The sequence below is a fragment of the Falsiroseomonas oryzae genome, assembly GCF_027856955.1.
GTDB classification, from domain to species: domain Bacteria; phylum Pseudomonadota; class Alphaproteobacteria; order Acetobacterales; family Acetobacteraceae; genus Falsiroseomonas; species Falsiroseomonas oryzae.
Window position 1 is genome coordinate 1 of sequence record NZ_JAPSMD010000093.1, and the last position, 15,344, is coordinate 15,344.

Consider the following 15,344-nt stretch of genomic DNA (forward strand, 5'->3'; position numbering starts at 1 on the left):
CTGCCGCAGGTGGCGCCGGCCCCGGTGGTCGTGGCCGCCGCGCCGCCTCCGCCGCCGCCCGCCGCCGTGGTGCGCAGCTTCCCGCGGCTCAGCACCCTGCGCGCCTGCTGCTGGCCGATCGGCGAGCCGGGCCAGCCCGGCTTCCGGTTCTGCGCGGCCGAGGCGATCACCGGGAAGCCCTATTGCCCGGAGCACGCCGCCGTCGCCTACGTGAAGGCCCGCGACCGGCGCGAGGACGCGGCCTGACCGCCATGCGCCCCGGCTGTCACGCCGGGGCGACTGCCTGGGCCCGGATGTGTCAAGCGGGCCTGACAACCCTCTTCCCATCCGCTCCGGCGTCCTACATCCTGTCGGACAGGTAAGGGACAGGTGGGAATGCGCATCCTGCTGGCCGAGCCGCGCGGCTTCTGCGCCGGCGTCGTGCGTGCGATCGAGATCGTGGAACGGGCGCTCGCCCTGCATGGGGCGCCCGTCTATGTGCGCCACGAGATCGTCCACAACCGCCACGTGGTGGAGGACCTGCGCGCGAAGGGCGCCGTCTTCGTCCACGAGCTGAGCGAGGTGCCGCCGGGCGCGCTGACCATCTTCTCCGCGCACGGGGTGGCCCGCGCGGTGGAGAAGGACGCCGCCGAGCGCGGCCTGGACGTGCTGGACGCCACCTGCCCGCTGGTCACCAAGGTCCATGTCGAGGGCCGGCGCTACGCGCGCGAAGGCCGCGCGGTGATCCTGATCGGCCATGACGGCCACCCGGAGGTCGAGGGCACGCTCGGCCAGATCGACGGCGAGATTCACCTGGTGGCGGATGTGGCGGACGTCGCCGCGCTGCCGATCGACCCGGCGCGGAAGGTCGCCTACGTCACCCAGACCACGCTCTCGGTGGATGACACCAAGGAAGTCATCGAGGCGATCAAGGCGCGCTTCCTGGACGTGGTGGGCCCGGGCACGCGCGACATCTGCTACGCCACCCAGAACCGCCAGACCGCGGTGCGCGACCTGGCCAGCGAATGCGACGTGGTGCTGGTGGTAGGCGCGGCGAACAGCTCCAACTCCAGCCGCCTGCGCGAGATCGCGGAGGAATGCGGGGCCCGCGCCTTCCTCATCGCCGATGCCGGCGCGCTGACCGCCGCCATGGTGCGCGGCGCCCGGACCGTGGGCATCACCGCCGGCGCCTCTGCCCCCGAACGCCTGGTGGAGGAGGTGATCGCCACCCTCAAAGCGCTGGGCGCCGCCGAGGTGGCTGCCCTGCCCGGCATCACCGAGGACGTCACCTTCCGCCTGCCCACCCGGCTGCAGGCCGCGGCCGAATAGAGCGGGGCCCGATCAGGGATCGGGCCAGGCGCTTCGGGCTTTTCCCGTGCCGTCGCAGCGGGTAGGTGTCGCGCAAGCGTCACACGGGAGAATGCCATGATCACGCGCCGCCGCCTGGCCGGGCTGCTGGCCGCCGCGCCGCTCGCCGCCCCTGCGCTGGGGCAGGGAGCCTGGACGCCGGATCGCTCCATCACCCTCGTCGTCGCCTTCGCCGCCGGCGGCGGCACGGACCTCGCCGCGCGGACCATCGCGCGCTTCATGGAGAAGGACCTCGGCGTCTCCGTCGTGGTGCTGAACCGGCCCGGCGCCGGCGGCGAGATCGGCTTCACGGAACTCGCCCGCGCGCGGCCGGACGGCCTGACCATCGGCTTCATCAACACGCCGCATATCGTCACCCTGCCGATCGAGCGGCGCACGCGCTTCCAGCTTTCGGACTTCACCCTGATCGCCAACATCGTGGACGACCCCGGCGGGCTGTGGGTGCTGGCGGACAGCCCGCATCGCAGCCTGGCCGACCTGCTGGCCGCCGCGCGCGCGCGGCCGGAGACGATCGGCTACGGCACAACCGGCATCGGCTCCGACGACCACCTGGCGATGCTGGCGCTGGAGCGGAAGTCGGGCGCGCGCTTCCTGCACGTGCCCTTCGCCGGCTCCGCCCAGGTGAAGCAGAACCTGCTGTCCCGAGCGATCCCGGTGGCGGTGATGAACGTCGCGGAAGGCGTGATCGAGCAGCGGCAGGGCGTGCTGCGGCCGCTGGCGCAGATGGGCGAGACGCGCTGGGCGCCGCTCGGCGACGTGCCGACGCTGCGGGAACTCGGCTTCGACGTGGTCGAGGGCTCGATGCGCGGCATGGCCGCGCCGGCCGGCATGCCGCCCGCGGTGCTCGAGCGGCTGGCGCTGTCCATCCGCCGCACGGTGGAGGACCCGGAATTCCAGGCGGCCGCCGTGCAGCAGAACCTGCCGCTGCGCTTCCTGGCGCCGGACGCCTATGCGGCGGAGCTGCGCGCCCTGCAGGCGCGCTACCAGGCGCTCTGGGCCGAGCATCCCTGGCGCGACCAGTAGCCCGTGATCGGCCCGGTCGTGTCCACCGATGGTGGACACGACGAAGCGCGTGCAGCGCCGGACCATCGACGCAGACCGCCCACACCCTTCCGGAAGGCGGTGCGCCCGCCTAGGTAAGGCGCCAAGAACGTCCGAGGAGAAGAATGATGCGCCGCCGCACGCTGGGCCTTGCCGTGCCCGCCGGCCTTGCCCTGGCCGCGCTCCGCCCCGGGGCTGCGCGCGCGCAGGCCGGGGGGGACTATCCCAACCGCCCGATCCGCATGATCGTCGGCTTCGCCGCCGGGGGTGGCACCGACATCACCGCCCGCACGCTGCAGCCGAAGCTGCAGCAGTTGCTGGGGCAGTCCATCGTCATCGACAACCGCCCGGGCGCCGGCGGCAACCTGGCCACCGACCTGACGGTGCGCGCCGCGCCGGATGGCTACACGCTGCTGATGGGCACCATCGCCGCGCTGGCGATCAACCCGACGCTCTACCGCAACCTGTCCTTCAACCCGCAGACCGACCTGACGCCGATCAGCCAGGCGGGCTCCATCCTGAACGTGCTGGTCGTGCCGGTGGACCGCCCCTGGCGGAGTGTGGCGGAGCTGATCGCCGCGGCGAAGGCGCGGCCGGACACCATCACCTACGGCTCCTCCGGCGTCGGCGGCGCGGGGCACCTGGCCGGCGCGCTGCTGGACCAGATGGCGGGCATCACCACGGTGCACGTGCCCTATCGCGGCGGCGGCCCGCTGATGACCGACCTGGTGGGCGGCAAGGTGGACTACGCGTTCTCCACCGCGCCCACCGCCATCCCGCAGATCGAGGCGGGCAAGCTGCGCGCGCTCGGCGTGCCGACGCTCGCGCGCTCCCCGCTGCTGCCGCAGGTGCCGACGGTGGCGGAGACGCTACCGGGCTACGAGGTCGGCAACTGGTACGCGCTGGTCGGGCCGCGCGGCCTGCCGCGGCCCATCGTGGACCGGCTGGCCCAGGCCATGCGCGCGACGCTGGAGGATACCGAGGTGCGCCGCCACCTGGCGACCCACGGCGTCGAGCCCACGCCCTCCACGCCCGAGGAACTCGGCCGCTTCATCCGCGACGAGACGGCGAAGTGGGCACCGATCATCCGGGCCAGCGGCGCGACCGTGGAATAGGCGCGGCCGCGGGGGCGGCGGCCCGCCTTCCGCCCGCCCCCGTTCCGGGGTAATGCCCGGCCGCGATGCGCCACTTCCTGGAATTCGAGAAGCCGATCGCCGAACTCGAGGGCAAAATCGAGGAACTGCGCCGGACCACCGACGCGGGCGGCATCGACGTGGCCGACGAGGTCGGCAAGCTCACCGACAAGGCGGAGGCGCTGCTACGGCAGACCTACGCCAAGCTCTCGCCCTGGCAGAAGACGCTGGTGGCGCGCCATCCCGACCGGCCGAAGGCGCTGGACTACGTGCGCGCGCTGGTCACCGAATGGACGCCGCTGGCCGGCGACCGCGCCTATGCCGACGATGCGGCGGTGGTGGCCGGGCTCGGTCGGTTCCGCGGCCACGCGGTCGCGGTGCTCGGCACCGAGAAGGGCCGCGACACCGAAAGCCGGGTGAAGCACAATTTCGGCATGGCGCGGCCGGAGGGCTACCGCAAGGCGCGGCGCGTCATGGACCTCGCCGGCCGCTTCGGCCTGCCGATCCTGAGCTTCGTGGACACCGCCGGCGCCTTCCCGGGCATCGAGGCCGAGGCACGCGGCCAGGCGGAGGCGATCGCGCGCTCCATCGAGGCGGGTCTCGACGCGCCGGTGCCCTTCATCGCGACTATCATCGGGGAAGGCGGGTCGGGCGGCGCCATCGCGCTGGCCGCGGCGGACCGCGTGCTGATGCTGGAACACGCGGTCTACTCGGTGATCAGCCCCGAAGGCTGCGCCAGCATCCTGTGGCGCGATTCGGCCCAGGCGCCGACCGCCGCCGAGGCGCTGCGCATGACGGCCGAGGATTTGCGCAAGCTGGCGCTGGTGGACCAGGTGGTGCCGGAGCCGCTGGGCGGCGCGCATCGCGAGCCCGCCGCGATCATCGCGGCGGTCGGCGAACGGATCTGGACCTGCCTGGAGCCGCTGCTCGAGCTGGACGGCGCCACGCTGCGCGCCCGCCGCCGCGAGAAGTTCCTGGAGATGGGCCGCGCCGGCGTCGTCTGATCGGCGCTAAAGCATTTTCAAGCCAAGCGGAATCGCTTGGCGACTCGGAGAATGCGCCAAGGCTACAGCCGCCAGCGGCGGTGTTGCCACAGCCACTGGCCCGGATACTCGCGCACCCAGCCGGCGACCACGTCGTTCATCGCCTGCGTCGTGGCCGTGACGTCCACTTGGCCGCGCGCGTCGCGCACCGGGTCGATCGCCTCCGTCAGTTCCAGGCGGAAGCGGTTGCCGGGCAGGCGGATGGCGCGGGCACCGTGCACCGGCGCGTCGAAGCGCCGCAGCAGCCGCGCCAGCAGCGGATTGGCGCTGGCCTCCCGCCCCAGGAAGCGGATGCGCGGGCCGCGGCCGAAGCGCTGGTCCACCAGCATGCCGAGATGCAGGCCCGCATCCAGCGCCTCCATCATGCGGACGGGGGCGGAGACGCCGGCGGGAATCAGCTCCCCCATCACGCCGCTGCGCATGCGCAGGATGTCGCGCGCGATCGCCTGGTTGTTCGGCGTGCGATAGAGCGCCGCGGAGGGCAGGCCGTAGCGCTGCGCCGCCACCGCCGGCAGTTCCCAGTTCGCCAGGTGTGCGGCGAAGATGATGGCGGGCTTGCCGTCGTCGCGCAGCCGCACGAAGCGCTCGATGCTGTCGGGCGGGATCTCCACGCGGCCGGTGTTCGGCTTGTCCGGATCGAAGTCGAACAGCGTCGCCAGGTGGACGTATTCGCAGGCGGTGCGACCGAGGTTGTCCCAACTCTCGCGCAGGATCGCCGCGCGCTCCGCGGCAGGCTTCTCCGGGAAGGCGGCGTCGATGTTCTCGCGCGCGATGCGGTGGGCGGAGGTCAGCGGGCCGAGCAGCTTCGCCCCCGCGGCGCCGAGGTTCGAGGCGCGGTCCGGCCCGAGCGAGCGCACCAGCGCGAAGGCACCGCGCACCAGCGCGGCGAGGGATTCGTCGGCGAGGCTGCGGAGCGTTTCGCGCATCCTCAGAACTGTCGGCCCGCGCAGTTCCGCGGGCCGAGCGCGCGAAGGCGCGCCGCGCACAAACCGCCAGTGACATCCAGCGCGGCAGCGGCCTGCGCGAAGCCAAGCCGCCGGAGGCGGCGCGTCGTGCCGGCGGCACGCCTCCGGCGTGACGCGTCTGAGGGCATACTAGAGAGTCACGATGATCTTGCCGAAGACGCGGCGGGATTCCAGGCGCTCCAGCCCCTCGGCGAAGCGCTCCAGCGGCACCACGGTGTCGAGCACCGGGCGAATGCCCGCCGCCATCTTCGCCAGGCCGTTCGCAACGTTCTCGATACGGCAGCCGAAGCTGCCGAAGATGTGGAGCTGGCGCTGGAACAGCATCATCAGGTTGGTCTCGGCCGTGACGCCGGAGGTGGAGCCGCAGGTCACCAGCCGCCCGCCCATGCGGAGCGAGAGCAGGGAGGCCGCCCAGGTCACGGCGCCGACATGCTCGAACACCACGTCCACGCCGACCTTGTTGGTCACGCGCCGCGCGACGGAGGAGAAATTCTTCTCGCTGTAGTTCACCACATGGTCGGCGCCGAGGTCCTTCGCCTTGGCGCATTTCTCGTCATCGCCGGCGGTGGCGATGACCGTGCAGCCCATCGCCTTGGCGATGCGGATCGCGGCGGAGCCGATGCCGCTGCCGGCGGCCTGCACCAGGATGGTCTCGCCGGGCTGCAGCTTCGCGTTGTCGAACAGCATGTGCTCGACCGTGCCGAAGGTGACGGTGGAGCAGGCGGCGTCCTCGAAGCTGACGTTCTCCGGCACCTTCACCAGCGTGCGCGCGGGCCAGTTCGCGACCTCGCGCGCGAAGCCGTCGATGTGGAAGCCGGCGACGCCCTGCACGTTCTCGCACAGGTTGTCGCGGCCGGCGCGGCAGGCGGCGCAGGTGCCGCAGGTGCGCGCGCCATAGGGCGTCGCCTTGTCGCCGATCTTCCAGCCGGTGACGCCTTCGCCGATGGCCACCACTTCGCCCGCCGCCTCGGCGCCGACAACCAGCGGCAGCTGCCGCTGCGCGAAGGCCATGCCGCGCCAGCCCCAGACATCGATGTGGTTCAGCGAGACGGCGCGGAGGCGCAGCTGCAGCTCGCCCGGGCCGGGCGGCGGCGCGTCCGGGATCTCCTCCAGCCGCAGGTCGCGGTCGCCGTGCAGTCGCAACGCCCGCATCAGGCCGGCTCCCCGCTGATCACCAGGCAGACATTCTGCCCACCGAAGCCGAAGGAGTTCGACAGCACGTTGGTCACCTTCGCCGGACGCGCGGCATTCGGCACCACGTCCAGCGTGATGGCCGGGTCCGGCTCCTCGTGGTTGATGGTGGGCGGCAGCACCTGGTCGCGCAGGGCGAGCAGGCTGAATGCCGCCTCGATGGCGCCGGCGGCCGACAGCGTGTGGCCGATCATCGACTTGTTGGAGGAGATCGGCGGCGCGCCCTCGCCGAAGACGGCGCGCATGCCCAGCGTCTCCATCTTGTCGTTCTCCGGCGTGCCGGTGCCGTGCGCGTTGACGTAGTCGATCGCGCCGGGCTCCAGCCCCGCATCCTCGATGGCGTTGCGCATCGCCCGGATGATGGCGCCGCCATCGGGGTTGGAGCGCGTGCGGTGGAAGCTGTCGGACTTCTCGCCGCAGCCGCGGATCAGGCCGAGCACCTTCGCGCCGCGCGCCCGCGCATGCTCGAGGCTCTCCAGCACCAGGCAGGCGGCGCCCTCGCTCATCACGAAGCCGTCGCGCGTCTTCTCGAAGGGGCGGGCGGCGCGCGCCGGATCATCGTTCCGGGTGGAGAGGGCGGAGAGCAGGGAGAAGCGGATCAGCGCCTCCGGCTGGACCGTGCCGTCGGCGCCGATGGCCAGTGCCGCCTCCGCCTCGCCGCGGCGGATCGCCTCCACGCCCAGCTGGATGGCGCTGGCGCCGGTGGCGCAGGCGGTGCTGATCGCGATCGGCGCGCCGCGCGTGCCGAGGCGTTCGGCCAGCCGCTCGCCCACGCCGGCGAAGGCCGCCAGCTCGTACAGCTCGTCCCAGCGCGCCGCCGCCTCGACCAGGGCCGGATAGGCCGGCGCGTTCGGCGCGGCGCGGCGCGCCAGGGCGAAGCGGTAGGGCCACTCCGTCTCCACCGGTGGCATGCCGAGCATGAGCGGGCCGGGGAAGCCGCCCCCCCTGGTTCCACTGGGCCCGAAGCCCGCGGTCGCCAGCGCCTCCTCCGCCGCCAGCGTCGCGTAGCGCGTGACGCGCTGCGCGGAGACCATGGCCCCGGTGTCCTCGTTCGGCAGGTCCACCGTGCCGGCGATGGTGGTGCGCAGGTGGTCGGTCGGGAAGCGGGTGATCCGGCGGATGCCGGAACGCCCGGCGCGCAGCGCCGCCCAGTTGTCCACGATGCCGAGGCCGAGCGGCGTCACCAGGCCGATGCCGGTCACCGCCACCAGCGGCCGCCCGGCGTGGTCGCGCAGCGCGGCGCTCATGGCTGATCTCCTGCCGGGATCGCCGAGAGATGCGCCAGCGCCTCCCCGCGCCAGGCAGCGAAGCCGGTGACCAGGATGTCGGTCGGCGCATCCTCGAAGGGCGCCTCCAGCGGCTCCATCGGCGCGGGAAAGCGGCCCTCGGACAGGCACAGCGCGGCGAGCGCGATGTTGGCCGGGAAGGTCGCTTCCACGCCCCAGCCGATCCGGCTGCCGGTGGCGCGCACCGCCAGCGGGCGCGCGAAGCCGCCCAGCACCTCGCGTTCGAGCACCGTCGCCGTCGTGGCGCCGGTGCAGCCGGAGATCACGGGCAGCCGCCCCTCGGGCAGCCGCTTCGCGAGGCGGGCATAGGCCTGCGCCATCGCCTCATGCCCCGGATCGGCAGCGCTGCGCCGCGCCTGACCTGTGGCGATGGCGCCGAGCCGGGCCAGGCCGCGCACGCCGCGTGCCCGCGCCCCCTCGGCGGTCTCCAGCACCAGGAAGGCGCCCTGCGTGCCGGTGACCGCGCCCGGCGCATCCTCGCGCGAGAAGACCGGCGTCCAGGGACCGCGGCGCAGCACGCCGGCGGCGTTGTAGAGCAGCAGCATGTCCCAGCGCGGCGCCACATAGGCGCCGCCCACCAGCGCGATGCGCGAGCTGCCGGAGGCCAGGCGCGCGGCGCCGATCCGCACCGCGTCGGCGCCAGCCGATTCCTCGCCCATGAAGGTGCGGGACGCGCCTGTGACGCCATGGACGATGGAGATGTTGCCGGCCAGCAGGTTGGAGAGCTGCGCCAGGAACAGCGTGGGGCGAAGCCCGGTCGCCAGCATCTCGTTCAGCTTCACCGCGGCCTGCTCCGGCGGCAGCGGCGCCAGCGCGGCCAGCACGGCATCGTCCAGCGCGATGTCCCGCTCGCCGCCGCCGGCGGCGACGATCAGATCCATCTCGCCCACCAGGCCGCGGGCGCCGGCGTCGTCGATGGCGAGGCCGGCCGCATAGGTGCCCAGGCGCTGCCAGCCCTCCATCTGGCGCTGGTCGCCCTTCTTCGGGATCTGGCGATCCAGCTCCAGCGCCGGGCCGGGGTGGATGGGGTAGGGGGCGAAGCTCGCTGCATCGACCAGCGGCGGAGCGGTGCCCGCCAGTGCCGCCAGATGCGCCGCCCGCCCTTCGCCCGCGCAGGAGACGAGGCCGACGCCGGTCACCCAGATGTCGTTGTCCGCCATGGCTCAGGCCTGTCCCGGCAGGCCGATCCGCCGCGCCGTGTCGCGCATCATCTGCTCCAGCTCCGGGGCGGGGAAGGGCATCACGCGATACGTGATCTCGGCATCGGCCACGCGCTTCCCGGCCGACTCGATCCGCGCCTCCACCACCGCATAGCCCGAGCCGTCATGCACGAGCTTCGCGCCGACGGTCAGCTCCGCCCCCGGCGTGACGAAGCCCCGGAACTTCGCCTCGCCCACCTTCGACAGGAAGGGCATGCGGGTCAGCCCGTTCAGGGCCAGCAGCAGCCAGCCGCCGGTCTGCGCCATCGTCTCCACCATCAGCACGCCGGGCAGGATCGGGTGGCCGGGGAAATGCCCCTCGAAGACCGGGCTTTCCATGGGCACGGTCGAGGCGACGCTGATCGAATCGGGACCGAGCTCCACCACCCGGTCCACCATCTGGAAGTATTCGAGCCGCATGGCCGCCCGGGATCTGCCGCGCCCGACCGCCGCGTCAGGCGGCGCCCTTCGCCGCGACCAGCTCCTCGATCCGCTGGGCCAGGTTGCCCATGACGAAATACTGCTCGGCCGGCGCCTTGCCGGCATTCACTTCCTGCGTCCAGGCCTCGACCGGCACCTTGATGCCGAAGGCCTTGTCGATGGCGAAGACGATATCGAGGAAGTCCAGGCTGTCGATGCCGAGGTCGTTGATGACGTGCGCCTGCGGCGTGATCTTCTCCCGCGGGACTTCGCTGTTCTCGGCGATGATCTCGGCAATACGGTCGAACACCGGGGAGGTCATGGATCAGGCTCCGGGCGGAGGGGGGCCGGCGGCGCGGCACACGGGGCCGCCTCTTCGCGCGATCCGGCCGGCTTGTCCAGCGGCCGGCCGCCGGGGGGCAGCCCCGCATGGCCGGCGCCCCGGGGCCGGACGCAAGGGCCCGGCAATGGCCGGGCCCCTCCCTGGAAGGTCGGTCGTGACGGCTCAGACGAAGAGGATGTCGCCCGCGCCCAGCTCCGGCGCGCCGGAGAGGGTCGCCACCATCTGCCGCGCCGCGCCGCCGGCGCCGTCGCCGTCGAACCAGAGCCGGCCGGTGTCGGTCTCGTAGACCAGCTGCGCCACGCCGCGCTGGTCGGCCAGGCCGCTGTCGTTGGCGAGGAAGCGGCCGGGCTGGTCCAGCAGCAGGCCGGGCGCCAGGCCGCGGCTGCCGGTGGGGTCGAAGCCGGCCAGAGACAGCACCAGCGCATCCTCGAGGTGGACGAAGCCGAGCACCAGGTCCGCCTCGCCGAAGGCGGGGATGGCGCTGAAGACGAAGGCATCGGTCTCGGTGCCGCCGATCAGCACGTCGCGACCGGCGCCGCCATCCAGCGTGTCGGCCCCCTCCCCGCCGATCAGCCGGTCGGCCTCCGCCCCGCCGTTCAGAACGTCGTTGCCGCCACGGCCATCGATCACGTCGCTGCCGCCATGGCCGAGGAGGACGTTGGCGGCGCCGTTGCCGACCAGCCCGTTGCCCAGCACGTTCCCGGCGAGGGTGAAGGCCTCGTTGCCCGTCACCATCCCGTTCTCGATGAAGTCGGCCAGGGTGTAGTCGGCGCGCCAGCCCTCGAAGAAGCCGGTCCGCTGGGCGCGTTCCACCAGGACGGTGTCGATGCCGCCGCCCTCGGCTTCCAGCACGCGGTCCCACTGCTCCATGGTGAAGGCATCGGCCGAGCCTGCCGGCTTCGCCACGTCGCGCAGCACGTAGGTGTCGTTGCCGAACTCGCCGAACAGCGTGTCCGCGCCCTCCCCGCCGGAGAGGGTGTCGGCGCCGTCGCCGGCCACCAGCCGATCCCGCCCGCCGCCGCCGGTCAGCGCGTTGTCCAGCACGTTGCCGACCAGCGTGAAGTCGTTCGGGCCGACGACGATGCCGTTCTCGATGTTGGCGCCGAGGGTGTAGTTCGAGACCAGGCGCCCCAGCCCGTTGGACCAGGCCGCGGTGAGATAGACCGTGTCCGTGCCGCCGTTCGCCGCTTCCAGCACGTCGTCGCGGAAGGCGCCGACGTAGATCTGCCCGGAGTACCAGTCGAAGACGTCGCCGATCACATAGGTGTCGTCGCCGAACTCGCCGTAGAGCGTGTCCCAGCCGAGCCCGCCATCCAGCGTGTCGGCGCCGTCGCCTGCCACCAGCCGGTCGTTGCCGACGCTGCCGGCCAGGCGGTTGTCCAGCGTGTTGCCGATCAGGGTGAAGCTGCCCTCGCCCTGCGCCTCGGCCGCCTCGACATGGGCGCCCAGCGTGTAGCTGGCGGTCAGCTGCCCGCTCCAGCGGCCGATGGAGGCCTGCAGCAGCACCGTGTCGAAGCCGCCATTCGCGAACTCCGTCACGCCGTCCCACACATTCCCGGCCATCGGGTCCCAGTTGATCTGGCCGAGGTCGTAGGTGTCGTCGCCCAGGCTGCCGGAGAGCTGGTCCCAGCCCAGGCCGCCTTCCAGCCGGTTCGCGGCGCTGTCGCCGCCGATCGTGTCGTTGAAGTTGCTGCCGCGGATGTTCTCCACCGAGCGGAAGCGGTCGCCGAAGGCGTCGCCGGTATTCGGCACCACCGCGCCCGTCACCGAGACGACCGGCACCAGGGAGACGCGGATGGCGGTGGCGGAAAGCCCGTAGTCCACCAGGTCGATGCCCTGGCCGCCATCCATGCTGTCCACCCCGGCGCCGCCGGCGAAGGTGTCGTTGCCGTCCTCGCCCAGCATGGTGTCGTTGCCGGCCAAGCCCTGCATCAGGTCGTTGCCGCCGCCGCCCTCGAAGCGGTCGGCGACGCTGCGGCCGAACAGCACGTCGCCGAAGCGGGACCCGCGCACGCCCTCCATCTCGATGTAGCGGTCGCCGGAGGCGTCCCCGGTGCCGAGCGACTGGCTCAGCCCGTTGTCGGAGAAGTCGACCCGCACGCCGGCGGTCGCGTTCTCGTAGGAGGCGATATCGAAGCCATTGCCGCCATGCAGCCAGTCGCCGCCGCCGCCGCCGATCAGCACGTCGTTGCCGATCTCGCCGTAGAGCGAGTCGCCGAACTGGCCGCCATCCAGCACATCGTTGCCGCGGCCGCCCTTCAGCACGTTGAACCGCTCGTCGCCGATCAGCGTGTCGCCATGCATCGAGCCGATCAGCCCCTCGATCTCGATGAAGCTGTCGCCCAGCGCATGGCCGGTGTTGCCGATGGCGTTCGCCAGGCTGACGCGCACCCCGGCATCGGCGCGGGCGTAGGCGGCGTAGTCGAAGCCCTCGCGGCCGTTCAGCAGGTCGGCGCCGGCGCCGCCCTCCAGCACGTTGGCGACCGCGTTGCCCAGCAGCGTATCGTTGCCGGCGCTGCCCACGGCGTTCTCGATCCAGGTCTGGATCCGGCCGGTGATGTCGGGCACCAGCTCCGCCATGGCGATGTTGTTGGTCTGGCCGCCGACAGAGCTGAATGCGCCGGGCCGCAGGTCCACCATCTGGTTGCCGGTGAAGCCGGAGACGTCCAGCGTGTCGATGCCGCCGGCATCGTAGATCGCGATGTTGGGCGCGGTGTTCAGCGCGAAGTCGTAGATCGCCTTCTGCCGGCCGCCGATGGTGGTGCCGAAGCCGTAGGTGTCGTCGCCGCGGCGCGTCTCGGAATTGGCGCCATAGAGACGCTGGATCGCCGCGATGTCGTGCAGCAGCGGGGTTTCCGGCTGGCCCGGGACATCGAAATAGGACATCACCGTGTACTGCTTGGTGTCCTCCTTGTATTCGGCGTGGATGTTGTACTCGATGTCCACGACCGGCGCGGCGTTGTAGTTGCCGGGATGGTCCAGGCCGATCGCGTGGCCGATCTCGTGCACCACCACCCAGAAGTTTCGGTCGCCGATGACCGGAGTGGCCATGCCGGGCTCGTTGCGGTTCAGCCACACGTCGCCGTCGCGCGAATCGTGGTCGGCGTCGTCGGGCCCGATGGCGAAGGCGCCCGAGCCGTCGGAGGTGTGGTAGTAGGTGCCGAACAGCATCGTCGCGGCGTTCGACTGGATGGCGCCGGGGTCCATCACCAGGTCGAAGCGGATATTGGCCAGGTCGGACCAGAGGTCGAGCGCGGTGAACACCGCGCTGCGCTGCCAGGCGTTGAGCGGCCCGAAGGTCGCGCCCTCGTTGTGGTCGTCGAAACTCTCGTAGTCCTCCGGCACGCTGCGGCGGAACGCCCAGCTGACGGCCGCGCCCTCGCCGATCGGGCCGCCCCATTTCTCGCCATCGCGCGTGATGGCCAGGGCGGCTTCGGCGGTGGTCTTGCTGTTGGTGGGGGGCAGGCCGTTCGGCATGGGATGCTCCTCGGGGACGGGTCGTTGCTGACCCGGGCATCCTCGGGGAGCGGTCGGGGCGCCGCTGTGCGGCCGCGCACACCGGCGCGGGGGGCTTCCATTCGGCCGCGCGCGGCCCGACATACCGGCCACGCACCGAGCGGGCCGAGACCCGCCGGGCGCAGACCGGGGAGTTCACCGATGCGACGTATCCTGATGGCGACCGCGCTGGCCTGCGGGCTGTTGCCCGCCCTCGTTCCCCACGCGGCCGCGCAAGGCACGCCGGCCGCATCGCGGACGCTGACCATCGGGATGGGCGGGGTGCCGACGGGCTACGACCCGCACTACCACTCGACCAACAACAACAACGCCCAGCTGCGGCAGATCTTCAACCCGCTGATCGACATCGACACCCAGGGCCGGCCCTTCGGCGTGCTGGCCGAATCCTGGCGCGTGGTGGACGACCTGACCTGGGAGTTCCGCCTGCGCGAGGGCATCCGCTTCCACGACGGCACGCCCTTCTCGCCGGAGGACATCGCCTTCACCATCGCCCGGGTCCCGACCATCCCGAACAGCCCGGGCCCCTTCACCACGCAGGTCCGCCCGATCTCCCGCGTGGAGATCGTGGATGCGCGCACCGTGCGCCTGCACACAGCCGCGCCGACACCCTTCCTGGAACGCGACATCGCGCAGGTGATGATGCTGTCGCGGACCATCCACGCGAACGCCCAGCTCGCCGACTTCAATGCGGGCCGCGCGCTGGTGGGCACCGGCGCCTACCGCCATGTCTCGCTGAGCCTGGGCGAGCGGCACGAGATCGTGCGCAACCCCGATTTCTGGGGCGAGCGTCCGGCATGGGACCGCGTGGTGACGCGCTTCATCACCAACCCCGGCGCCCGCACCGCCGCGCTGCTGGCCGGCGACGTGGACCTGATCGACGCGGTGCCCGTCACCGACGTCGCGCGGCTTTCCGCCGAGCCGCGCATCGCGCTGTTCGCGACGGACAGCAACACCACGGCCTTCATGTTCCCCGACGCGGCGCGCGACAACCCGCCGCACATCACCGACAAGGCCGGCAACCCGCTGCCGCGCAACCCGCTGCGCGACCTGCGCGTGCGCCAGGCGATCAGCCTGGCCATGCCGCGCGACGCCATCGTGGAACGGCTGATGCAGGGCCAGGGCACGCCGGCGGAGCAGATCGCCTCCCGCGCGCTGCCCGACCGCGCGCCGGGCATGGCCGCGCTGCCGACCGACCTGAACCGTGCCCGCGCGCTGCTGCGCGAGGCCGGCTACCCCGACGGCTTCCGCATGACCATCCACGGGCCGAACGGCTTCATCGTGGGCGACGCGGACATCCTGCAGGCGGTGGCGCAGGCGCTGACGCGCATCGGCATCGAGACCCGCGTGGAGGTGATCCCGCCCGCGCCCTTCTTCACCCGCGCGACGGCGCGCGAATTCTCCTTCTTCTTCTCGACCTTCACCGCCAACACCGCGGCGGTGATGCTGCGCCAGGTGGTGATGACGCGCGACCCGCAGCAGGGCCTCGGCGCCTTCAACCGAGGCCACTACTCCTCGCCCGCCGTGGACGTCCCGCTGGCGGAGGCGCTGCGCACCATGGACGAACCCCGGCGCAACGCGCTGGTCGCCCAGGCCATGCGCGCGGCGGTGGACGACCTGGCGGTGATCCCGCTGATGTATGTGCGGGTGAACTGGGCGGGCAGCCGCGCGAAGGTGCGCTACGACGCCCACCCGTCCTGGTTCACCAACGCGCTGCTGGCCAGCCCGGCGGAATAGCCGGTCCGGCCGTCGGGCGGTCAGCGGCCGCCCGGCGGCAGCAGCGCGTCGCGGCACTCGCGGTCCGTGGCGGCCTGGCGCGCCAGCACCACCGGCGCCGTGTCCAGCGGCGTCGGCGCCGCGCCA

The 15,344-nt window shown here is 72.4% G+C and carries 13 protein-coding genes; 6 read left to right on the forward strand and 7 right to left on the reverse strand.

The genetic code is table 11. The features are described 5' to 3' along the window. The 5 genes from OZN99_RS11760 to OZN99_RS11780 form a co-directional block, all read left to right on the forward strand. The coding region (locus OZN99_RS11760) for a GcrA family cell cycle regulator (RefSeq protein ID WP_270935410.1) at nt 1-246 on the forward strand (246 nt) is incomplete at its 5' end. 129 nt (nt 247-375) lie between these two features. Continuing rightward, the gene (gene ispH / locus OZN99_RS11765; RefSeq protein ID WP_270935411.1) at nt 376-1,308 is read left to right on the forward strand and encodes a 4-hydroxy-3-methylbut-2-enyl diphosphate reductase; all 933 of its coding nucleotides are present in this window, start codon (nt 376-378) and stop codon (nt 1,306-1,308) included. A gap of 96 nt (nt 1,309-1,404) precedes the next feature. Next, the gene (locus OZN99_RS11770) at nt 1,405-2,370 is read left to right on the forward strand and encodes a tripartite tricarboxylate transporter substrate binding protein (RefSeq protein WP_270935412.1); all 966 of its coding nucleotides are present in this window, start codon (nt 1,405-1,407) and stop codon (nt 2,368-2,370) included. Nucleotides 2,371-2,513: 143 nt separating this feature from the next. Further along, nucleotides 2,514-3,503 carry a Bug family tripartite tricarboxylate transporter substrate binding protein gene (locus OZN99_RS11775; RefSeq protein WP_270935413.1) on the forward strand — a complete coding sequence of 330 codons (990 nt, stop codon included), beginning with the start codon at nt 2,514-2,516 and terminating at the stop codon, nt 3,501-3,503. Between the two features lie 65 nt (nt 3,504-3,568). Beyond that, on the forward strand, nt 3,569-4,525 hold the full coding sequence (locus OZN99_RS11780) for an acetyl-CoA carboxylase carboxyltransferase subunit alpha (protein ID WP_270935414.1): 957 nt from the start codon (nt 3,569-3,571) through the stop codon (nt 4,523-4,525). Nucleotides 4,526-4,587: 62 nt separating this feature from the next. On the opposite strand, the gene OZN99_RS11785 is transcribed toward OZN99_RS11780, so the two are convergent. From OZN99_RS11785 to OZN99_RS11815, 7 genes are all read right to left on the reverse strand, one after another. Continuing rightward, on the reverse strand, nt 4,588-5,490 hold the full coding sequence (locus OZN99_RS11785) for a lipid A biosynthesis lauroyl acyltransferase (protein ID WP_270935415.1): 903 nt from the start codon (nt 5,488-5,490) through the stop codon (nt 4,588-4,590). A 168-nt stretch (nt 5,491-5,658) separates the two neighbouring features. After that, nucleotides 5,659-6,681, reverse strand: coding sequence for a zinc-binding dehydrogenase (locus OZN99_RS11790; protein ID WP_270935416.1), 1,023 nt, complete (start codon nt 6,679-6,681; stop codon nt 5,659-5,661). Further along, a complete protein-coding gene (locus OZN99_RS11795; protein WP_270935417.1) occupies nt 6,681-7,967 on the reverse strand; it encodes a beta-ketoacyl-ACP synthase in 1,287 nt (428 codons plus the stop codon). The genes OZN99_RS11790 and OZN99_RS11795 overlap by 1 nt, the downstream gene beginning before the upstream one ends. Then, on the reverse strand, nt 7,964-9,166 hold the full coding sequence (locus OZN99_RS11800) for a beta-ketoacyl-ACP synthase (RefSeq protein WP_270935418.1): 1,203 nt from the start codon (nt 9,164-9,166) through the stop codon (nt 7,964-7,966). The genes OZN99_RS11795 and OZN99_RS11800 overlap by 4 nt, the downstream gene beginning before the upstream one ends. A gap of 3 nt (nt 9,167-9,169) precedes the next feature. Beyond that, the gene (locus OZN99_RS11805) at nt 9,170-9,625 is read right to left on the reverse strand and encodes a 3-hydroxyacyl-ACP dehydratase FabZ family protein (protein ID WP_270935419.1); all 456 of its coding nucleotides are present in this window, start codon (nt 9,623-9,625) and stop codon (nt 9,170-9,172) included. A 34-nt stretch (nt 9,626-9,659) separates the two neighbouring features. Beyond that, nucleotides 9,660-9,947: an acyl carrier protein gene (locus OZN99_RS11810; protein ID WP_270935420.1), complete on the reverse strand. Its 288-nt coding sequence runs from the start codon at nt 9,945-9,947 to the stop codon at nt 9,660-9,662. A 183-nt stretch (nt 9,948-10,130) separates the two neighbouring features. Continuing rightward, on the reverse strand, nt 10,131-13,445 hold the full coding sequence (locus OZN99_RS11815) for a M10 family metallopeptidase C-terminal domain-containing protein (protein WP_270935421.1): 3,315 nt from the start codon (nt 13,443-13,445) through the stop codon (nt 10,131-10,133). A gap of 180 nt (nt 13,446-13,625) precedes the next feature. Here OZN99_RS11815 and OZN99_RS11820 point away from each other — a divergent pair, with 180 nt between their 5' ends. Further along, the gene (locus OZN99_RS11820; protein WP_270935422.1) at nt 13,626-15,218 is read left to right on the forward strand and encodes an ABC transporter substrate-binding protein; all 1,593 of its coding nucleotides are present in this window, start codon (nt 13,626-13,628) and stop codon (nt 15,216-15,218) included. Nucleotides 15,219-15,344 lie beyond the last annotated feature (126 nt).